At 73.6% G+C, this 19,337-nt stretch carries 19 protein-coding genes; 14 read left to right on the top strand and 5 right to left on the bottom strand.

Annotated elements, in window-relative coordinates:
* Window positions 1–11: 11 nt before the first annotated feature.
* Complete coding sequence (locus tag ABEA93_RS07265; protein WP_345674475.1) at window positions 12–1,409, top strand: MFS transporter; 1,398 nt, start codon at window positions 12–14, stop codon at window positions 1,407–1,409.
* A 93-nt stretch (window positions 1,410–1,502) separates the two neighbouring features.
* On the opposite strand, the gene ABEA93_RS07260 is transcribed toward ABEA93_RS07265, so the two are convergent.
* Both ABEA93_RS07260 and ABEA93_RS07255 read right to left on the bottom strand, forming a co-directional pair.
* Window positions 1,503–2,147 (bottom strand): TIGR03085 family metal-binding protein, encoded by a 645-nt coding sequence (locus ABEA93_RS07260; protein ID WP_345674474.1) that lies wholly within the window; start codon window positions 2,145–2,147, stop codon window positions 1,503–1,505.
* A gap of 97 nt (window positions 2,148–2,244) precedes the next feature.
* The gene (locus ABEA93_RS07255; RefSeq protein WP_345674473.1) at window positions 2,245–3,477 is read right to left on the bottom strand and encodes an alpha/beta hydrolase; all 1,233 of its coding nucleotides are present in this window, start codon (window positions 3,475–3,477) and stop codon (window positions 2,245–2,247) included.
* A 488-nt stretch (window positions 3,478–3,965) separates the two neighbouring features.
* Between ABEA93_RS07255 and ABEA93_RS07250 the strand changes: the two genes are divergently transcribed.
* On the top strand, window positions 3,966–5,813 hold the full coding sequence (locus ABEA93_RS07250) for an ABC transporter ATP-binding protein (protein ID WP_345674472.1): 1,848 nt from the start codon (window positions 3,966–3,968) through the stop codon (window positions 5,811–5,813).
* Window positions 5,810–7,639, top strand: a complete 1,830-nt coding sequence (locus ABEA93_RS07245; RefSeq protein ID WP_345674471.1) for an ABC transporter ATP-binding protein — start codon at window positions 5,810–5,812, stop codon at window positions 7,637–7,639. The genes ABEA93_RS07250 and ABEA93_RS07245 overlap by 4 nt, the downstream gene beginning before the upstream one ends.
* A gap of 103 nt (window positions 7,640–7,742) precedes the next feature.
* On the opposite strand, the gene ABEA93_RS07240 is transcribed toward ABEA93_RS07245, so the two are convergent.
* A complete protein-coding gene (locus ABEA93_RS07240; protein WP_345674470.1) occupies window positions 7,743–8,615 on the bottom strand; it encodes a septum formation family protein in 873 nt (290 codons plus the stop codon).
* A 103-nt stretch (window positions 8,616–8,718) separates the two neighbouring features.
* Window positions 8,719–9,600 carry a septum formation family protein gene (locus ABEA93_RS07235; protein WP_345674469.1) on the bottom strand — a complete coding sequence of 294 codons (882 nt, stop codon included), beginning with the start codon at window positions 9,598–9,600 and terminating at the stop codon, window positions 8,719–8,721.
* Window positions 9,601–9,739: 139 nt separating this feature from the next.
* On the opposite strand from ABEA93_RS07235, the gene hisI reads away from it, so the two are divergent.
* From hisI to ABEA93_RS07215, 4 genes are all read left to right on the top strand, one after another.
* Complete coding sequence (gene hisI, locus ABEA93_RS07230) at window positions 9,740–10,129, top strand: phosphoribosyl-AMP cyclohydrolase (protein ID WP_345674468.1); 390 nt, start codon at window positions 9,740–9,742, stop codon at window positions 10,127–10,129.
* Between the two features lie 86 nt (window positions 10,130–10,215).
* Entirely contained in the window at window positions 10,216–11,757 is a 1,542-nt protein-coding gene (locus ABEA93_RS07225) for an anthranilate synthase component I (RefSeq protein ID WP_345674467.1), read from the top strand.
* Window positions 11,754–12,473, top strand: coding sequence for a TIGR02234 family membrane protein (locus ABEA93_RS07220; protein WP_345674466.1), 720 nt, complete (start codon window positions 11,754–11,756; stop codon window positions 12,471–12,473). Before ABEA93_RS07225 ends, ABEA93_RS07220 begins: the two co-directional genes overlap by 4 nt.
* Before the next feature lie 131 nt (window positions 12,474–12,604).
* Complete coding sequence (locus tag ABEA93_RS07215; protein WP_345674465.1) at window positions 12,605–12,811, top strand: HGxxPAAW family protein; 207 nt, start codon at window positions 12,605–12,607, stop codon at window positions 12,809–12,811.
* A 136-nt stretch (window positions 12,812–12,947) separates the two neighbouring features.
* On the opposite strand, the gene ABEA93_RS07210 is transcribed toward ABEA93_RS07215, so the two are convergent.
* On the bottom strand, window positions 12,948–13,862 hold the full coding sequence (locus ABEA93_RS07210; RefSeq protein WP_425584856.1) for a pentapeptide repeat-containing protein: 915 nt from the start codon (window positions 13,860–13,862) through the stop codon (window positions 12,948–12,950).
* A gap of 117 nt (window positions 13,863–13,979) precedes the next feature.
* On the opposite strand from ABEA93_RS07210, the gene ABEA93_RS07205 reads away from it, so the two are divergent.
* The 7 genes from ABEA93_RS07205 to ABEA93_RS07175 all read left to right on the top strand — a co-directional run bounded on the left by ABEA93_RS07205 (window position 13,980) and on the right by ABEA93_RS07175 (window position 19,248).
* The gene (locus tag ABEA93_RS07205) at window positions 13,980–14,534 is read left to right on the top strand and encodes a CD225/dispanin family protein (protein ID WP_345674463.1); all 555 of its coding nucleotides are present in this window, start codon (window positions 13,980–13,982) and stop codon (window positions 14,532–14,534) included.
* A gap of 96 nt (window positions 14,535–14,630) precedes the next feature.
* Window positions 14,631–15,188: a DUF2752 domain-containing protein gene (locus ABEA93_RS07200; RefSeq protein ID WP_345674462.1), complete on the top strand. Its 558-nt coding sequence runs from the start codon at window positions 14,631–14,633 to the stop codon at window positions 15,186–15,188.
* A gap of 237 nt (window positions 15,189–15,425) precedes the next feature.
* Window positions 15,426–16,232 (top strand): indole-3-glycerol phosphate synthase TrpC, encoded by an 807-nt coding sequence (gene trpC, locus ABEA93_RS07195; protein ID WP_345674461.1) that lies wholly within the window; start codon window positions 15,426–15,428, stop codon window positions 16,230–16,232.
* A gap of 13 nt (window positions 16,233–16,245) precedes the next feature.
* A complete protein-coding gene (gene trpM, locus ABEA93_RS07190) occupies window positions 16,246–16,398 on the top strand; it encodes a tryptophan biosynthesis modulator TrpM (RefSeq protein WP_345674460.1) in 153 nt (50 codons plus the stop codon).
* Window positions 16,399–16,503: 105 nt separating this feature from the next.
* Window positions 16,504–17,730, top strand: coding sequence for a tryptophan synthase subunit beta (trpB, locus tag ABEA93_RS07185; RefSeq protein ID WP_345674459.1), 1,227 nt, complete (start codon window positions 16,504–16,506; stop codon window positions 17,728–17,730).
* Complete coding sequence (gene trpA / locus ABEA93_RS07180) at window positions 17,727–18,527, top strand: tryptophan synthase subunit alpha (protein ID WP_345674458.1); 801 nt, start codon at window positions 17,727–17,729, stop codon at window positions 18,525–18,527. The genes trpB and trpA overlap by 4 nt, the downstream gene beginning before the upstream one ends.
* A 211-nt stretch (window positions 18,528–18,738) precedes the next feature.
* Window positions 18,739–19,248 carry a MauE/DoxX family redox-associated membrane protein gene (locus ABEA93_RS07175; RefSeq protein WP_345674457.1) on the top strand — a complete coding sequence of 170 codons (510 nt, stop codon included), beginning with the start codon at window positions 18,739–18,741 and terminating at the stop codon, window positions 19,246–19,248.
* Window positions 19,249–19,337: the final 89 nt, after the last annotated feature.

Here is a 19,337-nt window from a genome sequence, read left to right as displayed (position 1 = left end):
GCGAGGTGACCGTGCACCGCTCACGACGCACCACCGCACCGACCCCGTCCGTCTCCGGCCCGGACACCGCCGGGGCCGCGCTCTCCCCGGCCGAGGCCAAGCCCCGCCGCGGGCCGGGAGCCGCCGTCCACCGCTGGCTGTGGGCGTTCACCGCGTCCCTGGTCGGCGACCAGGTGTGGTTCCTGGCGCTGTCCTGGAGCGCCGTGCAGACCGGCGGCTCCGGGGCCGCGGGTCTCGTACTGACCCTGGGCACGCTGCCGCGCGCGGCGCTGATGCTCAGTGGCGGCGCGATCGCCGACCGGTTCGGGGCGCGGCGCATCGTCATCGGCAGCGACTTCGTGCGCTGTGCCGTGATGGTCGCGGCCGCCGCGCTCGTCGTGTCCGCGTCGCCGGGCATCGCGCTGCTGGCCGCGGTGGCGCTGCTGTTCGGTGCCGTCGACGCGCTGTTCATGCCCGCGGTGGGGGCGCTGCCGGCGACGCTCACCACCCGCGACCAGTTCGCCCGGGTGCAGGGGCTGCGCAGTCTCGCCCAGCGGGCGGCGGCCATCGCGGGGGCGCCGGTGGGCGGGTTCGTGCTCGCCCAGGGCGGGGTCGGCGCGGCGTTCGCGACGTCGGGCGGGCTGTTCCTGGTGTCGCTGGTCCTGCTGCTGCAAGTGCGGCCGCTGCACCCGGAGATCGTGGCGCGCAACACGGCACCGTGCCGAGCCGCGAGCGAAGCGCCGGAGACCTCGGCCGTCGAGGCCGAACCGCCGGCGGAACCATCGGCCGAGCACCAAGGTGTCCGCGCGGGCCTGCGCTACGTCCGTTCGGTGCCCGTCGTCCGCGGCATCATCGCGGTCTGCATCCTGGCCGAACTCGGCTTCTCCGCGCCGATGAACATCGGTGTCGTGCTGCTGTCCGACGAGCGCGGCTGGGGCCCGGGAGGTCTCGGCACCCTCGTGGGGACGTGGGGCGCGGGGGCGGTTGCCACGGGGCTCGTCCTGTCGGTCCGCGGGCATCTGCCGCACGCGGGCCGGGTCGCCCTCGCCGCCGGTGCGGTCGGCGCGGGCGGGTTGGCGCTCATCGGCTACGGCCCCACCCTGCCGCTCGCCGCCCTGGGGGCGTTCGTGCTGGGCCTCGGCTCAGGCCTGTGGGGCGGGGTCTATTCGGCGATGCTCCAGACGTACACGGACACCCGCATGCTGGGCCGCGTCGTGTCCCTGCAGATGCTCGGCGCGGTCGGTCTCGTCCCGCTGACGTACGCGCCCGCCGGCCTGCTGGCCGACGCGGCCGGATCCGCTGCGGTGTTCGGGGCCGGCGCGGCGATCAGCGGCCTTGCGGTCCTGGCCGGCTTCCTGTCGGCACCCGTGCGCCGCGCCGAACTGCCGCGCCCGGAAACGGCCGACGCGGTCACGCGCCAGGCCACGTGAACTCCCGCGCCCCGCGGACGCGACCGCGGGGCGGACGCGGGGGATCCGCGCCCGGGCCCGGCGGGACAGCGCCGGGTCCGGGCCGCACCACGGTCAGATGCCCGTCGGCGTCTCCCGCAGCTTCCGAACCGCGTCCGCGTCGCCGTCGACCGTGACCAGGGCCTGGTCCTTGCGGCCGTACACGAACAGCAGGAGTTCCCCGGGCGGTCCGGCGATGGTCACGACCGGCTCGCCCTTGCGGACCCGGACCGGCTCGGCCTCGCCCGAGGTGTCGGTGCGCAACAGGGACACCCCGACCGGCACCTTGCGCAGCATGAGCTTCGCCCCGCCGCGGACCCGCTTCCACAGGAACTCGGTGAGGCCGGGCTCCAGTTCGCGCGCGGTGAAGTCGGGCTGCGCGCGGCGCACGTCCTCGAGGTGGACGAAGTACTCCATGGTGTTGGCCGCGGCGTCCACGCCGGGGATGCCGAAGAACGACAGGCGGCCGGGGCCGTTGCGCACGAGGTCCACGGTCTCCTCGTAGGGGCGCGCGGCCCGGGCCTTCAGCACACGTTCGGTGTGTCCGGCGAACGGCTTGAGGACGAGTCCGAGCCCCGAGTCCGGGCGGCGCTCGCGGATCACCAGGTGCGCGGCCAGGTCGCGCGTGGTCCACCCCGCGCACAGGGTGGGGGCGTCGGGGCCGACCCGGTCGAGGAGATCGGCGAGCGCGGCACGCTCCGTACGGGCGTAGGAAGGCATGCGCGCATCGTGGCCGGGCGACGCCGCCCGGTCAAGGCACGTGCCGCGCGTCACACCGGGCGGGGAGCGCCCGGTGTGACGCGGCGCGGCGCGGGTGTCAGGGCTTGGGCGCCGTGGCCGGCACGTTCCCCGCCCCCGCGGGCGTGCCGGGCGCACCCGGTCCCCCCGCGCCCCCCGGTCCGCCCGGGGCGCCGCCCGGTCCGCCGGGAGCACCCGGGACTTCCTGGTGCGTGCTCATCCACCGCATGACGTCCGGCAGCAGCGCCACCCACGTCTTGAAGTTGTGCCCGCCGGTGGGCAGCACCAGCTGGTCGGCCTTCGTCGGCGACTTGACGAGCTTGAGGAACTCCTGGGTCGCGCCGTAGTTCGACTCGTCCAGGCTGGTCGTCAGCATCAGGCTGACGGGCGCCGGGGGCAGGTTCTTCAGGCGCCAGATCAGGTCCTGGGAGTTGCGGTACTCCTTGCTGCCGCCGTACAGGTCGCCCGTGTCGCCGTCCTGCGGGGCGCCGTAGTCACCGGACAGGGACGCACCCGCGGCGATCCGGTCCGAGTTGAGCATGGCGAGCTTCAGCGCGCAGTAGCCGCCCGTCGAATCGCCCATCATGCCCCAGGCCTTCGCGCCGGGCGCGGCGCGGAACGTGGCGCGGATCGCCTCGGGCAGGTCCTGGGTGAAGAACATGCCGGACTGCGGACCGCCCGGCACGTCCGTGCACTCGGTGTCCCGGCCCGGCGTCTGGGACGGGCGCAGCATGACGTAGATCGTCGGCTGCACGCGGCCCGCGGTGATCTCCTCGGCGGCGAGGCGCGGCACCTGGAGCCGGGTGATCAGGTTGCGGGCGTCGCCCGGGTAGCCGGTGAGCGTGACGACCACCGGGAACTGGCGGTCCTTGAACTGCGGCTGGAAGTACTGCGGCGGCAGGTAGACGTAGCCGGACGTGTCCAGGCCGCTGCGCCGGCCGGTCACGTCGATGCCGACGATCTGCCCGGCGGTCGGCGGGTTGCCGCCGTTGGCGATGTCGACCCGCTCGGTGTCCTTGAGCTTGATCGCCTGGATCGGCGCCTCCGGGCCGCCGGGCCCGTTGTGCAGCTTCGGCTTGCCGGTCTTGCCCATCAGATCGTCCCAGGACGTGTAGAAGAGGAAGTACCGGTTGCCCATCGCGGCCAGCAGCCCCACCAGCACGGCCTGGGTGAGCAGCAGTGCGCCTATTCGGCCCAGCACCGGCTTCCAGCCGCGGCCCGCGAGCTTGGGCCAAAGCCACACGAGCGCGACGATCAGCGCGATCGCCAAGACGCTCAACGCCACCAGGAACGTCCTGCTGGTGAGTCCCACGTGATGCTCGCTCTCGTATCCGTTCTCGGCCGTCCGGCCCGGGCGCGGGCCCGGGCATGCCGCCGCGCAGGCCGCGGCCTGCGCGGAAAACGTGGTGGTTCGGACCGTGGTGCCGAGGGTGCTGCGGGATCGGCGGGCCGGCCGGGGACCCGCCCCGCGGCCGTGCCTGTTGACACCACGCACCGGCCTCGGCCTAGGTTGCACCCGCGGTCCGGCAAAGTCCGCACCGGGATCCGCGCCGCGTGGGGGGCGTGGAGGCGGGCGCCGGGAATGCGCTCCGGGCCGCCGCGCTTGTGCACAGCAGGATGTCCTGCACTGCCCCGGGCCGGCGTCGTCGGCGCCGGCCTTGCCGCGCGCCCGGCGGCGGCGCCGGCCCCGGGGCCGTGCGGAGGCGCGGGACACCGGAACGTGCGCACCCGGGCACGGCACACCAGGACAGCGGGACAGGGAAAGCGAGCGGGGATGGCAGCCGGATCGAGAGGGATCGCGTGACGAAGACCGACAGGGATGTCCTCGGCCGCGGAATGCGGATCCTCGGCATCGCGATCCGCGAGGAGCCGCGCGTGTTCGCGGCCGCCGTCGGCGCCAGCGCCCTGTACGGCGCCACCACCGTCGGCTCGGCGCTCGTCATCGGCCGCGTCACCGACCACGTCGTCGTCCCCGCGTTCCACGACGGGGACACCAGCACGGGCGCGTTGACCGGGGCGTTCCTCGTGGTCTTCGGCATCGCGATCCTCAAGGCCCTCGGCATCGTCGGGCGACGGCTGTGGGCCGGCATCATGCAGTACCGGCTCCAGGCCACCTACCGCCGCCGGGTCACCCGGCAGTACCTGCGACTGCCGCTCGCCTGGCACCACAAGCACCCGACCGGCGCGCTGCTGTCGAACGCCAACGCCGACGTCGAGGCCGCGTGGTACCCGATCGCGCCGCTGCCCATGGCCACCGGCGTCGTCGTCATGCTGCTGCTCGCCGCGGCCGCCATGGTCGCCACCGACTGGGCGCTCGCCCTCGTCGGGTTCGTGATCTTCCCGGCGATCTTCGTGCTGAACGTCGTCTACCAGCGCCGCCAAGGCCCCCTCGCGATGCGTGCCCAGGAACTGCGCGCCGACGTCAGCGCCATCGCCCACGAGAGCTTCGACGGCGCCCTCGTCGTCAAGACCCTCGGCCGCGAAGACGAGGAAGCCGCCCGGTTCGCCGCCGCCTCCACCGAACTCGCCGACGCCAACATCGCCGTCGGCCGGGTCCGCGCCCTGTTCGACCCGCTCCTCGAAGCGCTGCCCAGCCTCGGCGTGCTGCTCGTGCTCCTCGCGGGCAGCATCCGCATCTCGCACGGCGACCTGGAAGCCGGCGAACTCGTGCAGATCGCCTACCTCTTCACCCTCCTCGCCTTCCCGGTCCGGGCGATCGGCTGGCTGCTCGGCGACATGCCGCGCGCCGTCGTCGGCTTCGAACGCGTGGAGCACGTCCTCGACGCCGACGGCGAATCCGTATACGGCGACACCGCGGCCGGCAAGTCCGGGCCGGCCGGACTCGAAGCGCGCACCGTGCGGTTCGGCTACCTCGACGGCGCCGACGTCCTCACCGACGTCACCTTCGACGTCGCCCCCGGCCGCACCGTCGCCGTCGTCGGCCCCACCGGCTCCGGCAAGTCCACCCTCGCGTCACTGCTCGTCCGGCTCGTCGACCCCGGCTCCGGCGCCGTCCTGCTGGACGGCGTCGACCTGCGCGACTACCGGCACGGCGGCATCGCCGCGACCGCCGCGCTCGTCCCGCAGCAGGCGTTCCTCTTCGACGACACGGTCCGCGACAACATCACCCTCGGCCTCGACGTCGACGACGACGCGGTCCGCGCCGCGCTGCGCACCGCGCAGGCCGAGGAGTTCGTCGACCGGCTGCCGCACGGCCTCGACACCAAGGTCGGCGAGCGCGGCACGTCGCTGTCCGGCGGCCAGCGCCAGCGCATCGCGCTCGCCCGCGCGCTGGTCCGCAAGCCCCGGCTGCTCGTCATGGACGACGCCACCTCCGCCGTCGACCCGCGCGTCGAAGCCGCCATCCTCGCCGGACTCCGGGACGACGCCGGGCCGTCGACCGTCGTGGTCGTCGCCTACCGCAAGGCCACCATCGCGCTGGCCGACGAAGTCGTCTTCCTCGAAGACGGCCGCATCCAGGCCCGCGGCACGCACCGCGAACTCCTCGACGCGTCGGTCGGCTACCGGCGCCTCGTCAACGCCTACGAACGCGCCGCACGGGAACGCGACCAGGCCGCGGGCACCGGACCGGAGAGCCCCGACCCGACAACGGCCGCGGAGACCCGCGACGAGGAGGTCCCCGCATGACCACCGCCACCGCGGCCCCGCCGCGCGACACCGAGGACCCGGCGGCTGCCGCCCCGCCCCGCCCGTCGGGCTGGGCGGTCCTGCGCCGCGGCCTCGACCTGTCCCCGGAGTTCACCCAGGGGCTGGCCGTCACCCTGGTGCTGGCCGCGCTCGCCACCGTCGGGCGCATCGTCGTGCCCCTCGCCGTCCAGCAGACGATCGACAACGGCCTGCGCGGCGACGGCGGACCGGACTTGGCGCTGGTGCGCTGGATGGTCGCCGGCTCGGCGCTCGCCGTGATCGTCACGGCGCTGTGCTCGTACGCGATGAACGTGCGCGTCTACAACGCCAGCGAACGCGGCCTCGCCACCCTGCGCGTCCGCGCCTTCCGCCACGTGCACGACCTTTCGACGCTGCACCAGCAGTCCGAACGCCGCGGCTCGCTCGTCTCGCGCGTCACCGGCGACGTCGACACCATCACCCGGTTCATCCAGCAGGGCGGGCTGATGCTGATCGTCAACGTCGCGCAGATGGCCGTGGTCAGCGCGCTGATGCTGGCGTACTCGTGGCAGCTCACGCTCATCGTGTGGGTGTGCTTCTGGCCGCTGTTCGTCAGCCTCAAGGCGTTCCAGAAGCGCGTGGGCGCCGCCGCCGACGCGGTCCGCGTGCACGCCGGGCGGATGCTCGGGGCGATCTCCGAACCGGTCGTGGGGGCGTCCGTGGTGCGCGCGCACGGCATCGAGGACCGCACCGCGAAGCGCATCGACGAGGCGATCGACGGGCACCGCAAGGCGCAGACCCGGGCGCAGACGCTGGTCGCGCTCACCTTCCCGATGGGCGAGGTCGCGGTGGGCCTGGCGAACGCGCTCGTCGTGGTGGTCGGCGTGCTGCTGGGTGTCGACGGGCAGCTGACGCTGGGCGAGCTGGTGGCGTTCCTGTTCCTCGTCACGCTGTTCGTGACGCCGGTGCAGTTCGCCGTCGAGGTGCTCAACGAGGCGCAGAACGCCCTCGCGGGCTGGCGGCGGGTGCTGGAGATCCTGGACGCCGAGCCGGACATCGCCGACCCGGGGGAGCAGGGGGCGGAACTGCCGCGCGGCCCGGTCGAGGTGCGGTTCGACTCCGTCGCCTACGCGTACCCGGAAGGGCCGCGCGTGCTGCACGACGTCGACGTGACGCTCGCCGCCCGGACCCGGGTCGCGGTGGTCGGCGAGACGGGCTCGGGCAAGACCACGTTCGCCAAGCTGCTCACCCGCATCGTGGACCCGGACGAGGGGCGGGTGCTGCTGGACGGGATCCCGCTCACCGACGTGCGGTTCGCGTCGCTGCGGGCCCGCGTGGTGATGGTGCCGCAGGACGGTTTCCTGTTCGACGCGACGATCCGCGACAACGTGCGCTACGGCCGTCCGGACGCCGACGACGCGGTCGTCGCGGGCGCGTTCGCCGACCTCGGCCTCGCCGACTGGCTCGACGGCCTGCCGCTCGGCATCGACACCCCGGTCGGGCAGCGCGGCGAGTCCTTGTCCGCGGGCGAGCGCCAACTCGTCGCGCTGGCCCGTGCCTACGTCGCCGACCCGGACCTGCTCGTCCTCGACGAGGCCACCTCCGCGGTCGACCCGGCCACCGAAGTCCGCATCCAGCGCGCGTTGGACGGCCTGACCCGGGGACGCACCGCGGTGTTCATCGCACACCGCATGTCCACGGCGGAATCCGCCGACGAGATCCTGGTCTTCGACCAGGGCCGCCTGGTCGAACGCGGCCCCCACACCGGTCTGGTCGGCGCCGACGGCGTCTACACGCGCCTGCACGCCTCGTGGACGGCCCAGCAGAAGCCCGTGAAGGAAGACTGAGGGGCCGGGCAGCCGGGGATTTCAGGCGCGGGCAAGCCCGCTCCGGAACGCAGCTGGGGGCGGACACGCTTGGCGTGTCCGCCCCCAGCTGCGTTTGTGCGTGCTACTTCTTCAGCGGGGCCGTCAGCTTCTGGCCGCCGCTGAGGCGGACCATGCACTGGACCTCGCGGTCGCCGGTCTGCCAGCTGCGGGACGACGGGTAGATGAAGTCCGCCACCATGCGGTCGCCGTTCGACTGCTTGGCGACGACCGGGGCGATCGCGTCGTCGCACAGGTCGCCGGCCTGCTTCTCGGCCTGCGTGTCGCCCGGCCAGGACCCGTCCGGCATCTTCAGGTTGGCGACGTGCTCCGCGTCGTGCGACGTGTAGCACGAGACCTTGTCGACGTCCGACGTCCCCGGCGGGAAGACCACGCAGTCGCCGGGCGACAAGGTGATCTTGTGGACGGTGTCGTTCGGCGCGGTCGCGGTCGTCGTGTACGTCGGTGCCGCGGTGGTCGGGTCCGGCGAATCCGTCGTCGGCGGCGCGGTGGTGCGCGTCCGGGTGGGCGTCGGCCGGCCGGTCGTCGCGGACGACGACGCCGACGGCGAACCGCTGGACGACGCGTCGTTGTTCTTGTCGTCCTTGCCGCCGAGGCTGAACACCACGCCGATCACGATGCCGGCCACCACCAGCGCCCCGACCACGATCCATGCCACGACCTTGCCGCTGCCGCCGCCGGGCGGCGGCTGCGGCGGATAGCCGGGAGGCCCGCCCGGGTAGCCCGGTCCGCCCGGCGCACCGGGATATGTGGGTCCGCCCGGCGCCCCCGGGTAGCCCGGGGAGCCGGCTCCGCCGGAGTAGCCCGGGTATGTGCCGCCGCCGGGATTGCCCTGGTAGCCCCCGCCGTACGGGCCTCCGCTCCCGTACGGGTTGCCCGCGCCGCCCTGCGGCTGGCCCGGCGGCCACCCGCCTCCGGGGTATTGCGGAGTGCTCACGCCCCCACCTCGATTCGCCGGGCCCCGCACCCGCGGTGCGTGCCCTGGTTGTCGTTTGCTGCGGCCGGGCACCGGGCGCCGCGGCGGCCGGCTGCGCGGTCCGTCAGCCGAGCTTCTTCGTCAGCTTGGTCCCGTCCGTGTACTGCACCATGCAGTTGACCTGGCGGTTGCCCAGCGACCAGCTGTCCTGTGCCGGCTGACGGTAGTAGATCGTCAGCGAACTCGAGCTGGCCGACTCCTTGCTGAGGATCGACTGGTACGTCGGGTAGCACGCGGCCTCGATCTGGTCCTCGATCTCCGACGTGCTGGGGAACGAGGTGCCGGTCGCGTTGAAGTTCTTGAAGACCTGCTTGTCGTGCGGGGTGGTGCACGAGACCTTGGTGATGCGGCCGGTGATCTCGTTGAAGTTGATGCAGTCGCCCTCGGAGAGCGGGGTGTTGTCCACGGTCTGGCGCTCGTCGGTCGACGTGGGCGACGGCGGCGCCGTGGTCGGGCGGGATGTCGTCCGGGTCGCCGTCGGCGTGGCCGTCGGCGTCGCGGTGGGCGACTTCGTCGACGTGCCGGTCGACGTCGGCGTCGGCGAACCGGTGCTGTCCGCCTTGTCCTTCTTGTCGTCACCGCCGCCGAGGAGGAACACCAGGGCGATGATCACGCCGCCGACGACCACCAGGCCGCCGATCACGGCGAACATCAGCGGGCCGCGGCCGCCGCCGTTCGGCGGTCCGGGCGGGCCGGGGAACCCGCCGGGCCCGGTCGGGCCGCCGGGGCCGTAGCCGCCCCCGTAGTTGCCCGGGTACTGGGGCCCGCCTCCGGGCGGACCGCTCGGGTACTGCGGACCGCCGCCGGGGTAGCCGCCCGGCGGCGGTCCACCGGGTCCGGCCGAATAGCCCCCGGGGTAAGCGGGATTGCTCGAATAGCCCGGATTGGGCTGCTGTCCGTAGCCAGGCGGGAAGCCTCCCTGGCCCGGCGGTGGAGGCATCGTCATGCGCAAAGCTTGCCCGATGGGGTGAAGGTCTCGCACGCATGGGTGTCACGCCTTGACAACCAGTACGTGCCCGTGCCGTAACAGTGACCACGTCGACGGCGCGGCCGGTGTGCGATAGCAGGTCTGCGAGAATGCGGATATGACAGGCGCCCCTTCCCCCGACCCCGGCCGTCCCGTCCGGCCGACGCGGCTCGACCCGTCGATCGCCGCCCGCCTCAAGCGGGACGAGAACGGACTTTTCGCCGCCGTCGCGCAGCAGTACGACACCGGCGAAGTCCTCATGGTCGGCTGGATGGACGACGAAGCCCTGCATCTCACCCTCACCACCGGGCGCTGCACCTACTGGAGCCGCAGCCGCCGCGAGTACTGGGTCAAGGGCGACACGTCCGGCCACACCCAGAAGGTCGTCTCCGTGGCCCTCGACTGCGACGGCGACGCGGTCCTCGTCAAGGTCGACCAGGCCGGCGCCGCCTGCCACACCGGCGACCGCACCTGCTTCGACGCGGGCGCCCTCACCGTCACGTCGTGACCCCCGGCCGCCCGCGCCCAGCCGCGCGCGCCGGCCGGACCGCCCCGCCCACCGCCCCGCCGCCCACCCCGGGAGCCCGCGAACCCATGACCACCGGAACCGTCACCCCCGACCTCGCCGCGTTCCGCGACCTCGCGCGCGACCTGCGGGTCATCCCCGTCACCCGGCGGTTCCTCGCGGACGGCGACACCCCCGTCGGCCTCTACCGCAAGCTCGCCGCCGAACGCCCCGGCACCTTCCTGCTGGAATCCGCGGAGAACGGCCGCACCTGGTCGCGCTACTCCTTCGTCGGCGTCCGCAGCGCCGCCACCCTCACCGAGCACGAAGGCGCCGCCCGCTGGCTCGGCGACCCGCCCGCCGGCATCCCCCGCGAAGGCGACCCGCTCGACGTGCTCCGCGCCACCGTCGAAGCCCTGCACACCCCGCACGAGATCCCCGGCCTGCCCGACCTCCCGCCGCTGCACGGCGGCATGGTCGGCTACCTCGGCTACGACGTCGTCCGCCGCCTCGAGCGCCTCCCCGACCTCGCGCGCGACGACCTGCGGGTGCCCGAGCTGATGATGCTGCTCGCCACCGACCTCGCGGTCCTCGACCACGCCGACGGCACCGTGCTGCTCATCGCCAACGCGATCAACTGGAACGGCCTCCCGGCCGGCGTCGACGAGGCCTACCGCGACGCCGTCGCCCGCCTCGACGCGATGACCGCCGACCTCGCCCGGCCCGCCGACGGCACCGCGTCGTACGTGCGCGGCGGCGACGAACCGCAGTGGACAAGCCCGTGGGGCGGCCCCGAATACCGCAAGGCCGTCGAGGCCGCGAAGGAAGAGATCCGGGCCGGCGAAGCCTTCCAGATCGTCCTCTCGCAGCGCTTCGAAATGCCCACCGCGGCAAGCGCACTCGACGTGTACCGCGTGCTGCGCACCACCAACCCGAGCCCGTACATGTACCTGTTCCGGCTGCCCGGCCCGGACGGCGGCGCCGAGGGCGGCTTCGACATCGTCGGCTCCAGCCCCGAAGCACTCGTCAAGGTCACCGGCGGCCGCGCGATGCTGCACCCGATCGCCGGCACCCGGCCGCGCGGCGCGGGACCCGAGGAAGACGCCGACCTCGCCGCCGAACTCCTCGCCGACCCGAAGGAACGCGCCGAGCACCTCATGCTCGTCGACCTGGGCCGCAACGACCTGGGCCGGGTGTGCGCGCCGGGCAGCGTCGAGGTCGTGGACTTCATGTCCATCGAGCGCTACAGCCACGTCATGCACATCGTCTCCACGGTCGTCGGCGAACTCGCCGACGACCGCACGGCCCTCGACGTGCTGGCCGCGTGCTTCCCGGCGGGCACCCTGTCCGGGGCGCCCAAGCCGCGCGCGATGGAGATCATCGAGGAGTACGAGCCGACCCGCCGCGGGCTCTACGGCGGCTGCGTCGGCTACGTCGACTTCGCGGGCGACCTCGACACCGCGATCGCCATCCGCACCGCACTGATCCGCGACGGCGTCGCGTACGTGCAGGCCGGCGCCGGCGTGGTCGCCGATTCCGATCCGCTCGGGGAAGACACCGAATGCCGCAACAAGGCCGCCGCGGTGCTGCGCGCGGTCGCCAAGGCGGCCACGTTGGAGGCGGCAGGATGAGCGCGGACGAGACCGCGGCGGACCCGACGGCGAACGGCACGGCCGGCGCCGCGGGTTCGGTGGCGACCGAACCCGTCGCGGAGGCCGCCGAGGTCGCCGCGCCCGGGTCGGCCAAGAACCCGGGCCGCCGGGAGATGAGCGCGGCGCTGGTGCTGCTCCTGGTCGGCGCCGCGGTGGTGCTCTCGCTCGCCGGGCGCGTGTGGGCGCGCGGCAAGGCGCCCGCGCACGGCTCGCTCTTCGCGATCGAGGCGACCGGTTCGGCGGTCAGCAAGGCGCCGACCGCGCTCGGCCTGGTGGCCCTGGCCGGCTTCGTCGCCGTGCTCGCCACCCGCGGCGTGTGGCGGGTCCTGGTGGGCCTGGTGCTCGCCGCCGCGGGCGCGGGGGTCGCGGCGATCGCCGTGGCCGGGGCGTCGGACACGTCCGCGGTGAACGCGGCGGCCGCGTCGAAGGCCGCCGTCGAAGGCGTGAAGGCGATCGACGTCACGCACACCGCGTGGCCGTGGGCGACGTTCCTCGGCGGGCTGCTGATCCTGCTCGCGGGCGTCGCCGTGATGGTCCGCGGGCGCCGCTGGCCCGGCATGTCCAGCCGCTACGAAGCCCCCGGCGCGACGCCCGGGACGGGCCGCGCGGCCGCCAAGCGCCCCCGTATGTCCGCCGATCTGTGGAACGCGCTCGACCGCGGCGAAGACCCCACGGGCGAGGACCCCCGGCCCTGACACGGCCCTGACACCGGCCCGGAACACCGTGTGACCACCCCGGCCGCAGAGGCACTCCGAGCATGCCGGACAATGGAACCTTCGGGCCCGCCATGCGGCCCGTCACTGCAGATGTGAACCAAGGAGCAACGATGTCGCAGGGCGCCCACCACGGCAACACTCCCGCCGCCTGGACCCTCACGATACTTGCGCTGATCGGCTCGACCGTCTCCGGCGTGGGTGTCATCGCCGCCACGCCGTGGCTGTTCTTCGCCGGTCTGGCCGTCGTCCTCGTGGGCTGCGTCGCCGGACAGGCCATGCGCATGGCAGGCCTCGGCACCGCTCCCGCGCGCCGCTGACGCCACCGGCGCCCGCCGCTTCCGGCGGGCCGTGCCGGACCCGAACTTCGCCCGGCCCCGGAGCGGCGTGCTCCGGGGCTTCGGCGTGCCCGGGTGTCCGCGGGCGGCGCCTGCGTGCCGACGCCCGTTGCCCGCGTCAGGCGTTCCAGTGCGCGGGCCGGGAAAGGCCGTGCGGCAGGCGGGTCTTCGCGTCGCCGCGGGCCGCGTCGAGCTGGGACTGCGTCACGAAGATCGCCCCGGTGAGGTCCGCGCCGCCGAGCGCCGCGTCGCGCAGGTCCGCGCCGATCAGGTCCGCCTCCCGCAGATCCGCACCCGCAAGGTCGGCGGCGATCAGGCACGCGCCCCGCAGGTTCGCCCCGCGCAGCTTGGCATTGCGCAGCTTCGCGCCGATCAGGTCCGCGCCGCGGTGGCTGCGCTTCTTGCCGGGCACCCGCGCCCGGGCCAGCTCACTTGCTTCCAGCAGCAGCGGATTGACCGTGCCGCGTACCTCGGCGACGTCGGTGCCGGCCAGCGCGGCCGGGTCCTGCCGGGTCAGCCGGTCCACGTCCGCGTAGCCCTTCCGCAGCGCGCCGCGCAGCGGCTCGGCGCCCGCGAGGCCCTGTGCTTCGTCCAGGTACCAGAGCAGTTCGTGCAGTTGGCGCATGACCGGGAACGCCGCGGACATCGCCCGCGCGGTGCCCGCGTCCTGCCGCCAGTCGCGCCCGCCGAACGTCACCTGCGACACCTTCTGGCCGGCTCCGAAGCAGTCGAAGACGGTGCAGCCGGAGAAGCCCTTCGTGCGCAGGTCGGCGTGGATGCCGCAGCGGTAGTCGGCGCGGAGGTTGCCGCACGGCTTGCCCGCGGGCTTGTCCGCCGCGAAGTCGGCGGACTTGGCGAACGGCAAGGCCACGCAGCACAGCGCGAAACAGCGGGAGCAGTCGGCGTGCAGCTCGGATGAAGCGGCCAACGGGGGAGATCTCCTGACGAACGGGCTTGCGTGTACCGGCCCATTGTCCACGCCGTCCGTCCGCGCCCGGACCGGGCGCACGACCAGGCCATAAGGTGTGCGCATGAGGCAGCGCAGCGAGCGGATCGGCGGCGGGGGAGCGCCACGCCGAGGCCGCGGGGGGTTCGCGGACGGGGGCGCGGCGGCGTTCCCGTGCCCGCCGCGACGGTGCGGGGTGGGCGCGTGAGCGAAGGACAGCCGCCGCCCGACGAGCCGTCTCCGTGGGCCAAGCCCGCGGCGCCGCAGGGCAATCCACCAGGCAACCTGCCGGGCAATCCACCAGGCAATCCGCCGACCGGTGCGCCGGGGGGACTGTCACAGCCCACCGCGCCGCATGCGGCCCCCGGGTACGGGGGCCCGCCGACCACGCCGTTCGGCGCCCCGACGACGCCCTACGGCGGGCCCACACGCCCGTACGGGGCCGCCCCGTCGCCGTTCGGCTATCCGGGCCGCGCGCCGAACCCGTACGTCCCCGTGCCGGCCCCGCCGGACAACTACCTCGTCCCGGCGATCCTCGCCACCGTCTTCTGCTGCTTCCTGGCCGGCATCCCCGCGCTCTACGCCGCGACGTCGGTCAACGAACGCTGGCTGCAAGGCGATCAGGCGGGTGCCCGCGACGCGTCGCTCCGCGCCCGGAACTGGACGATCGGCGCGGTCCTGCTCGGCGTGATCTTCTGGACCACGTGGATGCTGGGGGTTTTCGTCCTGGGGTGGAAGGAAACCCTGGGGGACCTGTAGGCGGCGAAGCGGACGCCGCGGCGGTGCGGGCCGGACCCGGCCGCGGCCGACGCGGGCCCGGCTGCCGCGGACGATCGGAAAGGCGGGGCGGCGACCGTGCCGGAAGACACGCACAACACGGCGGACGCGGCACGCTTGCCCGCCCGGGCCGTCCGGCAGGCCCCGCCGCCGCGTCCGCGGCCTTGGCGCAAGGTCCCCGTGGGGCCGCCGGTGGCCGCCGGCTGGGGCGCGTATCCGTACGTCCCCCCGCCGCCCCGCAGCCTCCCCGTCCGCCTGCTCGCGCCCGTCGTCTCGCTCGCCGGGCTCGCCGCCGCCACGACCTACGTCGGGCTCGTCGACCCGAACCGGCCCGGGCACTACCCGGTGTGCCCGCTGCTGCGCTTCACCGGGCTGTACTGCCCGGGCTGCGGCGGCCTGCGCTGCGTCCACGCGCTCGCGCACGCCGACATCCCCGCGGCGCTGGGGTTCAACGCGTTCGCGGTGGCGATGCTGCCCGTGGTGGCGGTGGTGTGGCTGCGCTGGGCGGTGCGCACGGTACGCGGGTTGCCCCGCACCACCATTGCCGATCCGCGGCTGGTCCGCGCCCTGGTCGCCGGGATCATCCTCTTTGCGGTGGTACGGAACCTGCCGTTCGGCGCGTTCCTCGCCCCCTGAGCGGCGGTTTGCCCGTTCCGTGGACCTGTGGCGCGGCGGCTTTCCGAGACGCCGTATGCTGCCCCCACCTGTTCGACGGGACACGGGACGCCGGGCGCTCCGGCGGGCCGATACCATCGAAGGGCCGGAACCATCGGGCGACGCGGAGCGTTGTGGATGGCCTGGTCCGGGGGATGCCCGGTCCGACCAGTCACAACGTGTTCCCGGCCCGCCGCCAGTGACGAGGGGATGCGAAGAGTGAGCGTGCTCGACGAGATCATCGACGGTGTGAACGCCGACCTCGCCGAGCGACAGGCCCGCGTATCCCTTGATGAAATCAAGGACTTGGCGGCGGCGGCGCCACCGCCCAAGGACGCGCTCGCCGCTCTGCGCACCGGCGGTGTCTCGGTCATCGCGGAGGTCAAGCGCTCCAGCCCGTCCAAGGGCGCGCTCGCCGCGATCGCCGACCCGGCCGGGCTCGCCGCCGACTACGAGGCGGGCGGCGCCGCGATCATCAGCGTCCTCACCGAGGAGCGCCGCTTCGGCGGCTCGCTCGCCGACCTCGACGCGGTCCGCGCCAAGGTGGACATCCCGGTCCTGCGCAAGGACTTCATGGTCACCAGCTACCAGCTGTGGGAAGCCCGCGCGCACGGCGCCGACCTGGCCCTGCTGATCGTCGCCGCCCTCGACCAGAACGCCCTGGTCTCGCTCATCGAACGCGCCAAGACGATCGGCCTCACGCCGCTCATCGAGGTCCACGACGAGGAAGAGACCGAGCGCGCCCTCGAAGCCGGCGCCCAGATCATCGGCGTCAACGCGCGCAACCTGAAGACCCTCGAGGTCGACCGGTCGAACTTCGCGCGGATCGCCCCGATGATCCCCGACACCGTCGTGCGCATCGCCGAATCCGGCGTGCGCGGACCGCACGACCTGATCGCCTACGCCAACTCCGGCGCCGACGCGGTCCTGGTCGGCGAATCCCTCGTCACCGGCCGCGACCCGCGCAGCAGCGTCGCCGACCTCGTCGCCGCGGGCGCCCACCCGGCGCTGCGCCACGGGCGCTGAACCGGAGGACGCCGTGAACTGCCGGGACCTGGTCGGGCGCTTCGCCCGCGGCGCCAAGCCGCGCGGCTGCCGCGCCCCCGCGCGCCGCGTGCTCGGCCGCCGGGTCCGGTTCGTCATCGGGTGCGAGCCCGGCCAGGTCCAGGGACGGCGATGGCGCCGCTACTGACCTTGCGTCAGTAGCCGTCCGCAGCGGCCCGGCCTGCCCGACAGGCCGGACCGCCGGCCGCGTCATTTCCACAGAGACCACCAAAGATCCCAGAGGATCGTCACCATGTCCCAAGCTGCACAGCCGGACCCGTCCGGCCACTTCGGCGTCTTCGGCGGGCGGTTCCTGCCCGAGGCGCTCATCGCCGCGCTCGACGAACTGAACGCCGCGTACGAGAAGGCCAAGACCGACCCCGAGTTCCAGGCCGAGTTCACCGGCCTTCTCAAGGACTACGCGGGCCGCCCCAGCATCATCACCGAGGCCCCGCGCTTCGCCGAGCACGCCGGCGGCGCCCGCATCATCCTCAAGCGCGAAGACCTCAACCACACCGGCTCGCACAAGATCAACAACGTGCTGGGCCAGGCGCTGCTCACCAAGCGCATGGGCAAGACCCGGGTCATCGCCGAGACCGGCGCGGGCCAGCACGGCGTGGCGACCGCCACCGCCTGCGCGCTCCTCGGCCTCGAATGCGTCGTCTACATGGGCGAGGCCGACACCCAACGGCAGGCCCTCAACGTCGCCCGCATGCGCGTCCTCGGCGCCGAGGTCATCCCGGTCTCGATCGGCTCGCGCACCCTCAAGGACGCCATCAACGAGGCGCTCCGCGACTGGGTCGCCAACGTCGACGACACCCACTACCTGCTCGGCACCGCCGCCGGACCGCACCCGTTCCCGGCGATGGTCCGCGACTTCGTGCGCATCGTCGGCGTCGAAGCCCGGCAGCAGGTCCTCGACCTCACCGGCAAGCTGCCCGACGCGGTCGCGGCGTGCGTCGGCGGCGGCTCCAACGCCATCGGCATCTTCCACGCCTTCATCCCCGACGAGGGCGTCAAGCTCTACGGCTTCGAAGCGGGCGGCGACGGCGTCGAGACCGGGCGGCACGCCTCCTCGATCACCGGCGGCGCGATCGGCGTCCTGCACGGCGCCCGCACCTACCTCCTCCAGGACGAGTACGGCCAGACCCAGGAGAGCCACTCGATCTCCGCCGGCCTGGACTACCCGGCCGTCGGCCCCGAGCACGCCTGGCTGCACGACACCGGCCGCGCCGAATACCGGCCGATCAACGACGACGAAGCCATGGAAGCCTTCCGGCTGCTGTGCCGCACCGAGGGCATCATCCCGGCGATCGAATCCGCGCACGCCCTGGCCGGCGCCCTCAAGCTCGGCAAGGAACTCGGCCCGGACGCGACCATCCTGGTCAGCCTGTCCGGCCGCGGCGACAAGGACATGCACACCGCCGCGCGCTACTTCGAACTGTTCGACGCCGACGTCCGCGAGGAGGACCAGCAGTGACCCGCCTGACCGAGGTCCTCGCCGCCGCCAAGGCCGAGAACCGCGCCGCCCTCGTCGGCTACCTGCCCGCCGGCTACCCCAGCAACGAGGGCTCCGCCGCGGCCGCCCGCGCCATGGTCGAGGGGGGCTGCGACATCATCGAGATCGGCCTGCCCTACTCCGACCCCCAGATGGACGGCCCGGTCATCCAGCGCGCCGTCGAGCACGCCCTCGCGCACGGCACCAACACCCACCACGTCATCGACAACGTGCGCGCCGTCGCCGAGACCGGGGCCGCGGCCCTGTGCATGACGTACTGGAACCCGGTCGAGCGCTACGGCGTCGAGCGGTTCGCCGCCGAACTCGCCGCCGCGGGCGGCTCCGGCGTCATCACCCCCGATCTGATTCCGGACGAGGCCGCCGACTGGATCGCGGCCACCGACAAGCACGGCCTGGACCGGATCTTCCTGGTCGCCCCGTCGTCGACCGACGCGCGGATCCAGCTCACCACCGACGCCGCCGGCGGCTTCGTCTACGCGGCATCCACGATGGGCATCACCGGCACCCGCACCCAGGTGGGCGACAAGGCCGCCGAACTGGTGGCGCGCACCAAGAAGACCACCGACCTTCCGGTGTGCGTCGGCCTCGGCGTCTCCAACGCCGCCCAGGCCGCGGAGATCGCCGGCTACGCCGACGGTGTCATCGTCGGCTCGGCCTTCGTCCGCGCCCTGCTCGACGCCCCCAGCGAAGAAGCCGGCCTGGACGCGGTCCGCGCTCTGGCCGCCGAACTCGCGCAGGGGGTCCGCGCCGGACGCTGACCCCGGCGGCCGGGGTTCTCGAACGGCTCTTTATTTCGGACATAGCTCCATAGATGGCATCATGGCGGGCGGTTGTTGCCTTCACGGCAGCGGCCGCCCGTCACTGTTTGACCTCAACTGACCTCAACGAGTTACTCCGTACGAGGAACCTCGGGCCCTCCGAAACGGTTAAACAAGGGCACCCCACCCATCCGTGCCGGAGGTCTAACCCATGAATGCGGCCGTCGCCGTGGACCGCTCCACAGGCCCTACCGCCTTCCGCCGCGCGATCCCCTGGATCGGCCTCGCGGCACGCCTCGGCCTCGCCGCCGTCTGGGCGTTCGCGGGCTGGGAGAAGGCGACCAACCCGGCCCAGGCCGCCCAGGCCGTCCGGGCCTACGACGTCCTCCCGGAAAGCCTCGTCGAGCCCATCGGCTACGCCCTGCCCTACCTCGAACTGGGCCTCGCCGCGCTCCTCGTCATCGGCCTCGGCACCCGCATCGTGGCCGGCATCTCCGCCCTGCTGCTCCTCGTCTTCATCGCCGGCATCTCGCAGGCCTGGGCCCGCGGCCTCGCGATCGACTGCGGCTGCTTCGGCGGGGGCGGCCCGATCGCCCCCGACCAGACCAAGTACCTCGAGGAAATCCTCCGCGACATCGGCTTCATCGTGCTCGCCGGCTGGCTGCTCTTCTTCCCGCGCACCCGGTTCTCCGCGGACGCGTGGCTGGCCATCGAGGACTGACGCCCCACCGCACCCCAGCGCCCGCGCCGCCGCGACCGGCACCCCGCGGCGCCGGCCGCACCGAAAACCATCCGACAGATAGACGGTGA

This window comes from Yinghuangia aomiensis (assembly GCF_039542225.1).
Lineage (GTDB): Bacteria > Actinomycetota > Actinomycetes > Streptomycetales > Streptomycetaceae > Yinghuangia > Yinghuangia aomiensis.
The sequence above is the reverse complement of the archived record's forward strand: the minus strand, read 5'-3'. Positions and strand labels throughout refer to the sequence as shown.

Coding starts and splice junctions, on each gene's coding strand:
- ABEA93_RS07220 (WP_345674466.1), top strand. CDS start 11,754: ATGAGCGCGGACGAGACCGCGGCGGACCCGACGGCGAACGGCACGGCC.
- ABEA93_RS07235 (WP_345674469.1), bottom strand. CDS start 9,600: ATGACGATGCCTCCACCGCCGGGCCAGGGAGGCTTCCCGCCTGGCTAC.
- ABEA93_RS07175 (WP_345674457.1), top strand. CDS start 18,739: ATGAATGCGGCCGTCGCCGTGGACCGCTCCACAGGCCCTACCGCCTTC.
- ABEA93_RS07260 (WP_345674474.1), bottom strand. CDS start 2,147: ATGCCTTCCTACGCCCGTACGGAGCGTGCCGCGCTCGCCGATCTCCTC.
- ABEA93_RS07215 (WP_345674465.1), top strand. CDS start 12,605: ATGTCGCAGGGCGCCCACCACGGCAACACTCCCGCCGCCTGGACCCTC.
- hisI (WP_345674468.1), top strand. CDS start 9,740: ATGACAGGCGCCCCTTCCCCCGACCCCGGCCGTCCCGTCCGGCCGACG.
- ABEA93_RS07245 (WP_345674471.1), top strand. CDS start 5,810: ATGACCACCGCCACCGCGGCCCCGCCGCGCGACACCGAGGACCCGGCG.
- ABEA93_RS07210 (WP_425584856.1), bottom strand. CDS start 13,862: ATGCGCACACCTTATGGCCTGGTCGTGCGCCCGGTCCGGGCGCGGACG.
- ABEA93_RS07225 (WP_345674467.1), top strand. CDS start 10,216: ATGACCACCGGAACCGTCACCCCCGACCTCGCCGCGTTCCGCGACCTC.
- trpB (WP_345674459.1), top strand. CDS start 16,504: ATGTCCCAAGCTGCACAGCCGGACCCGTCCGGCCACTTCGGCGTCTTC.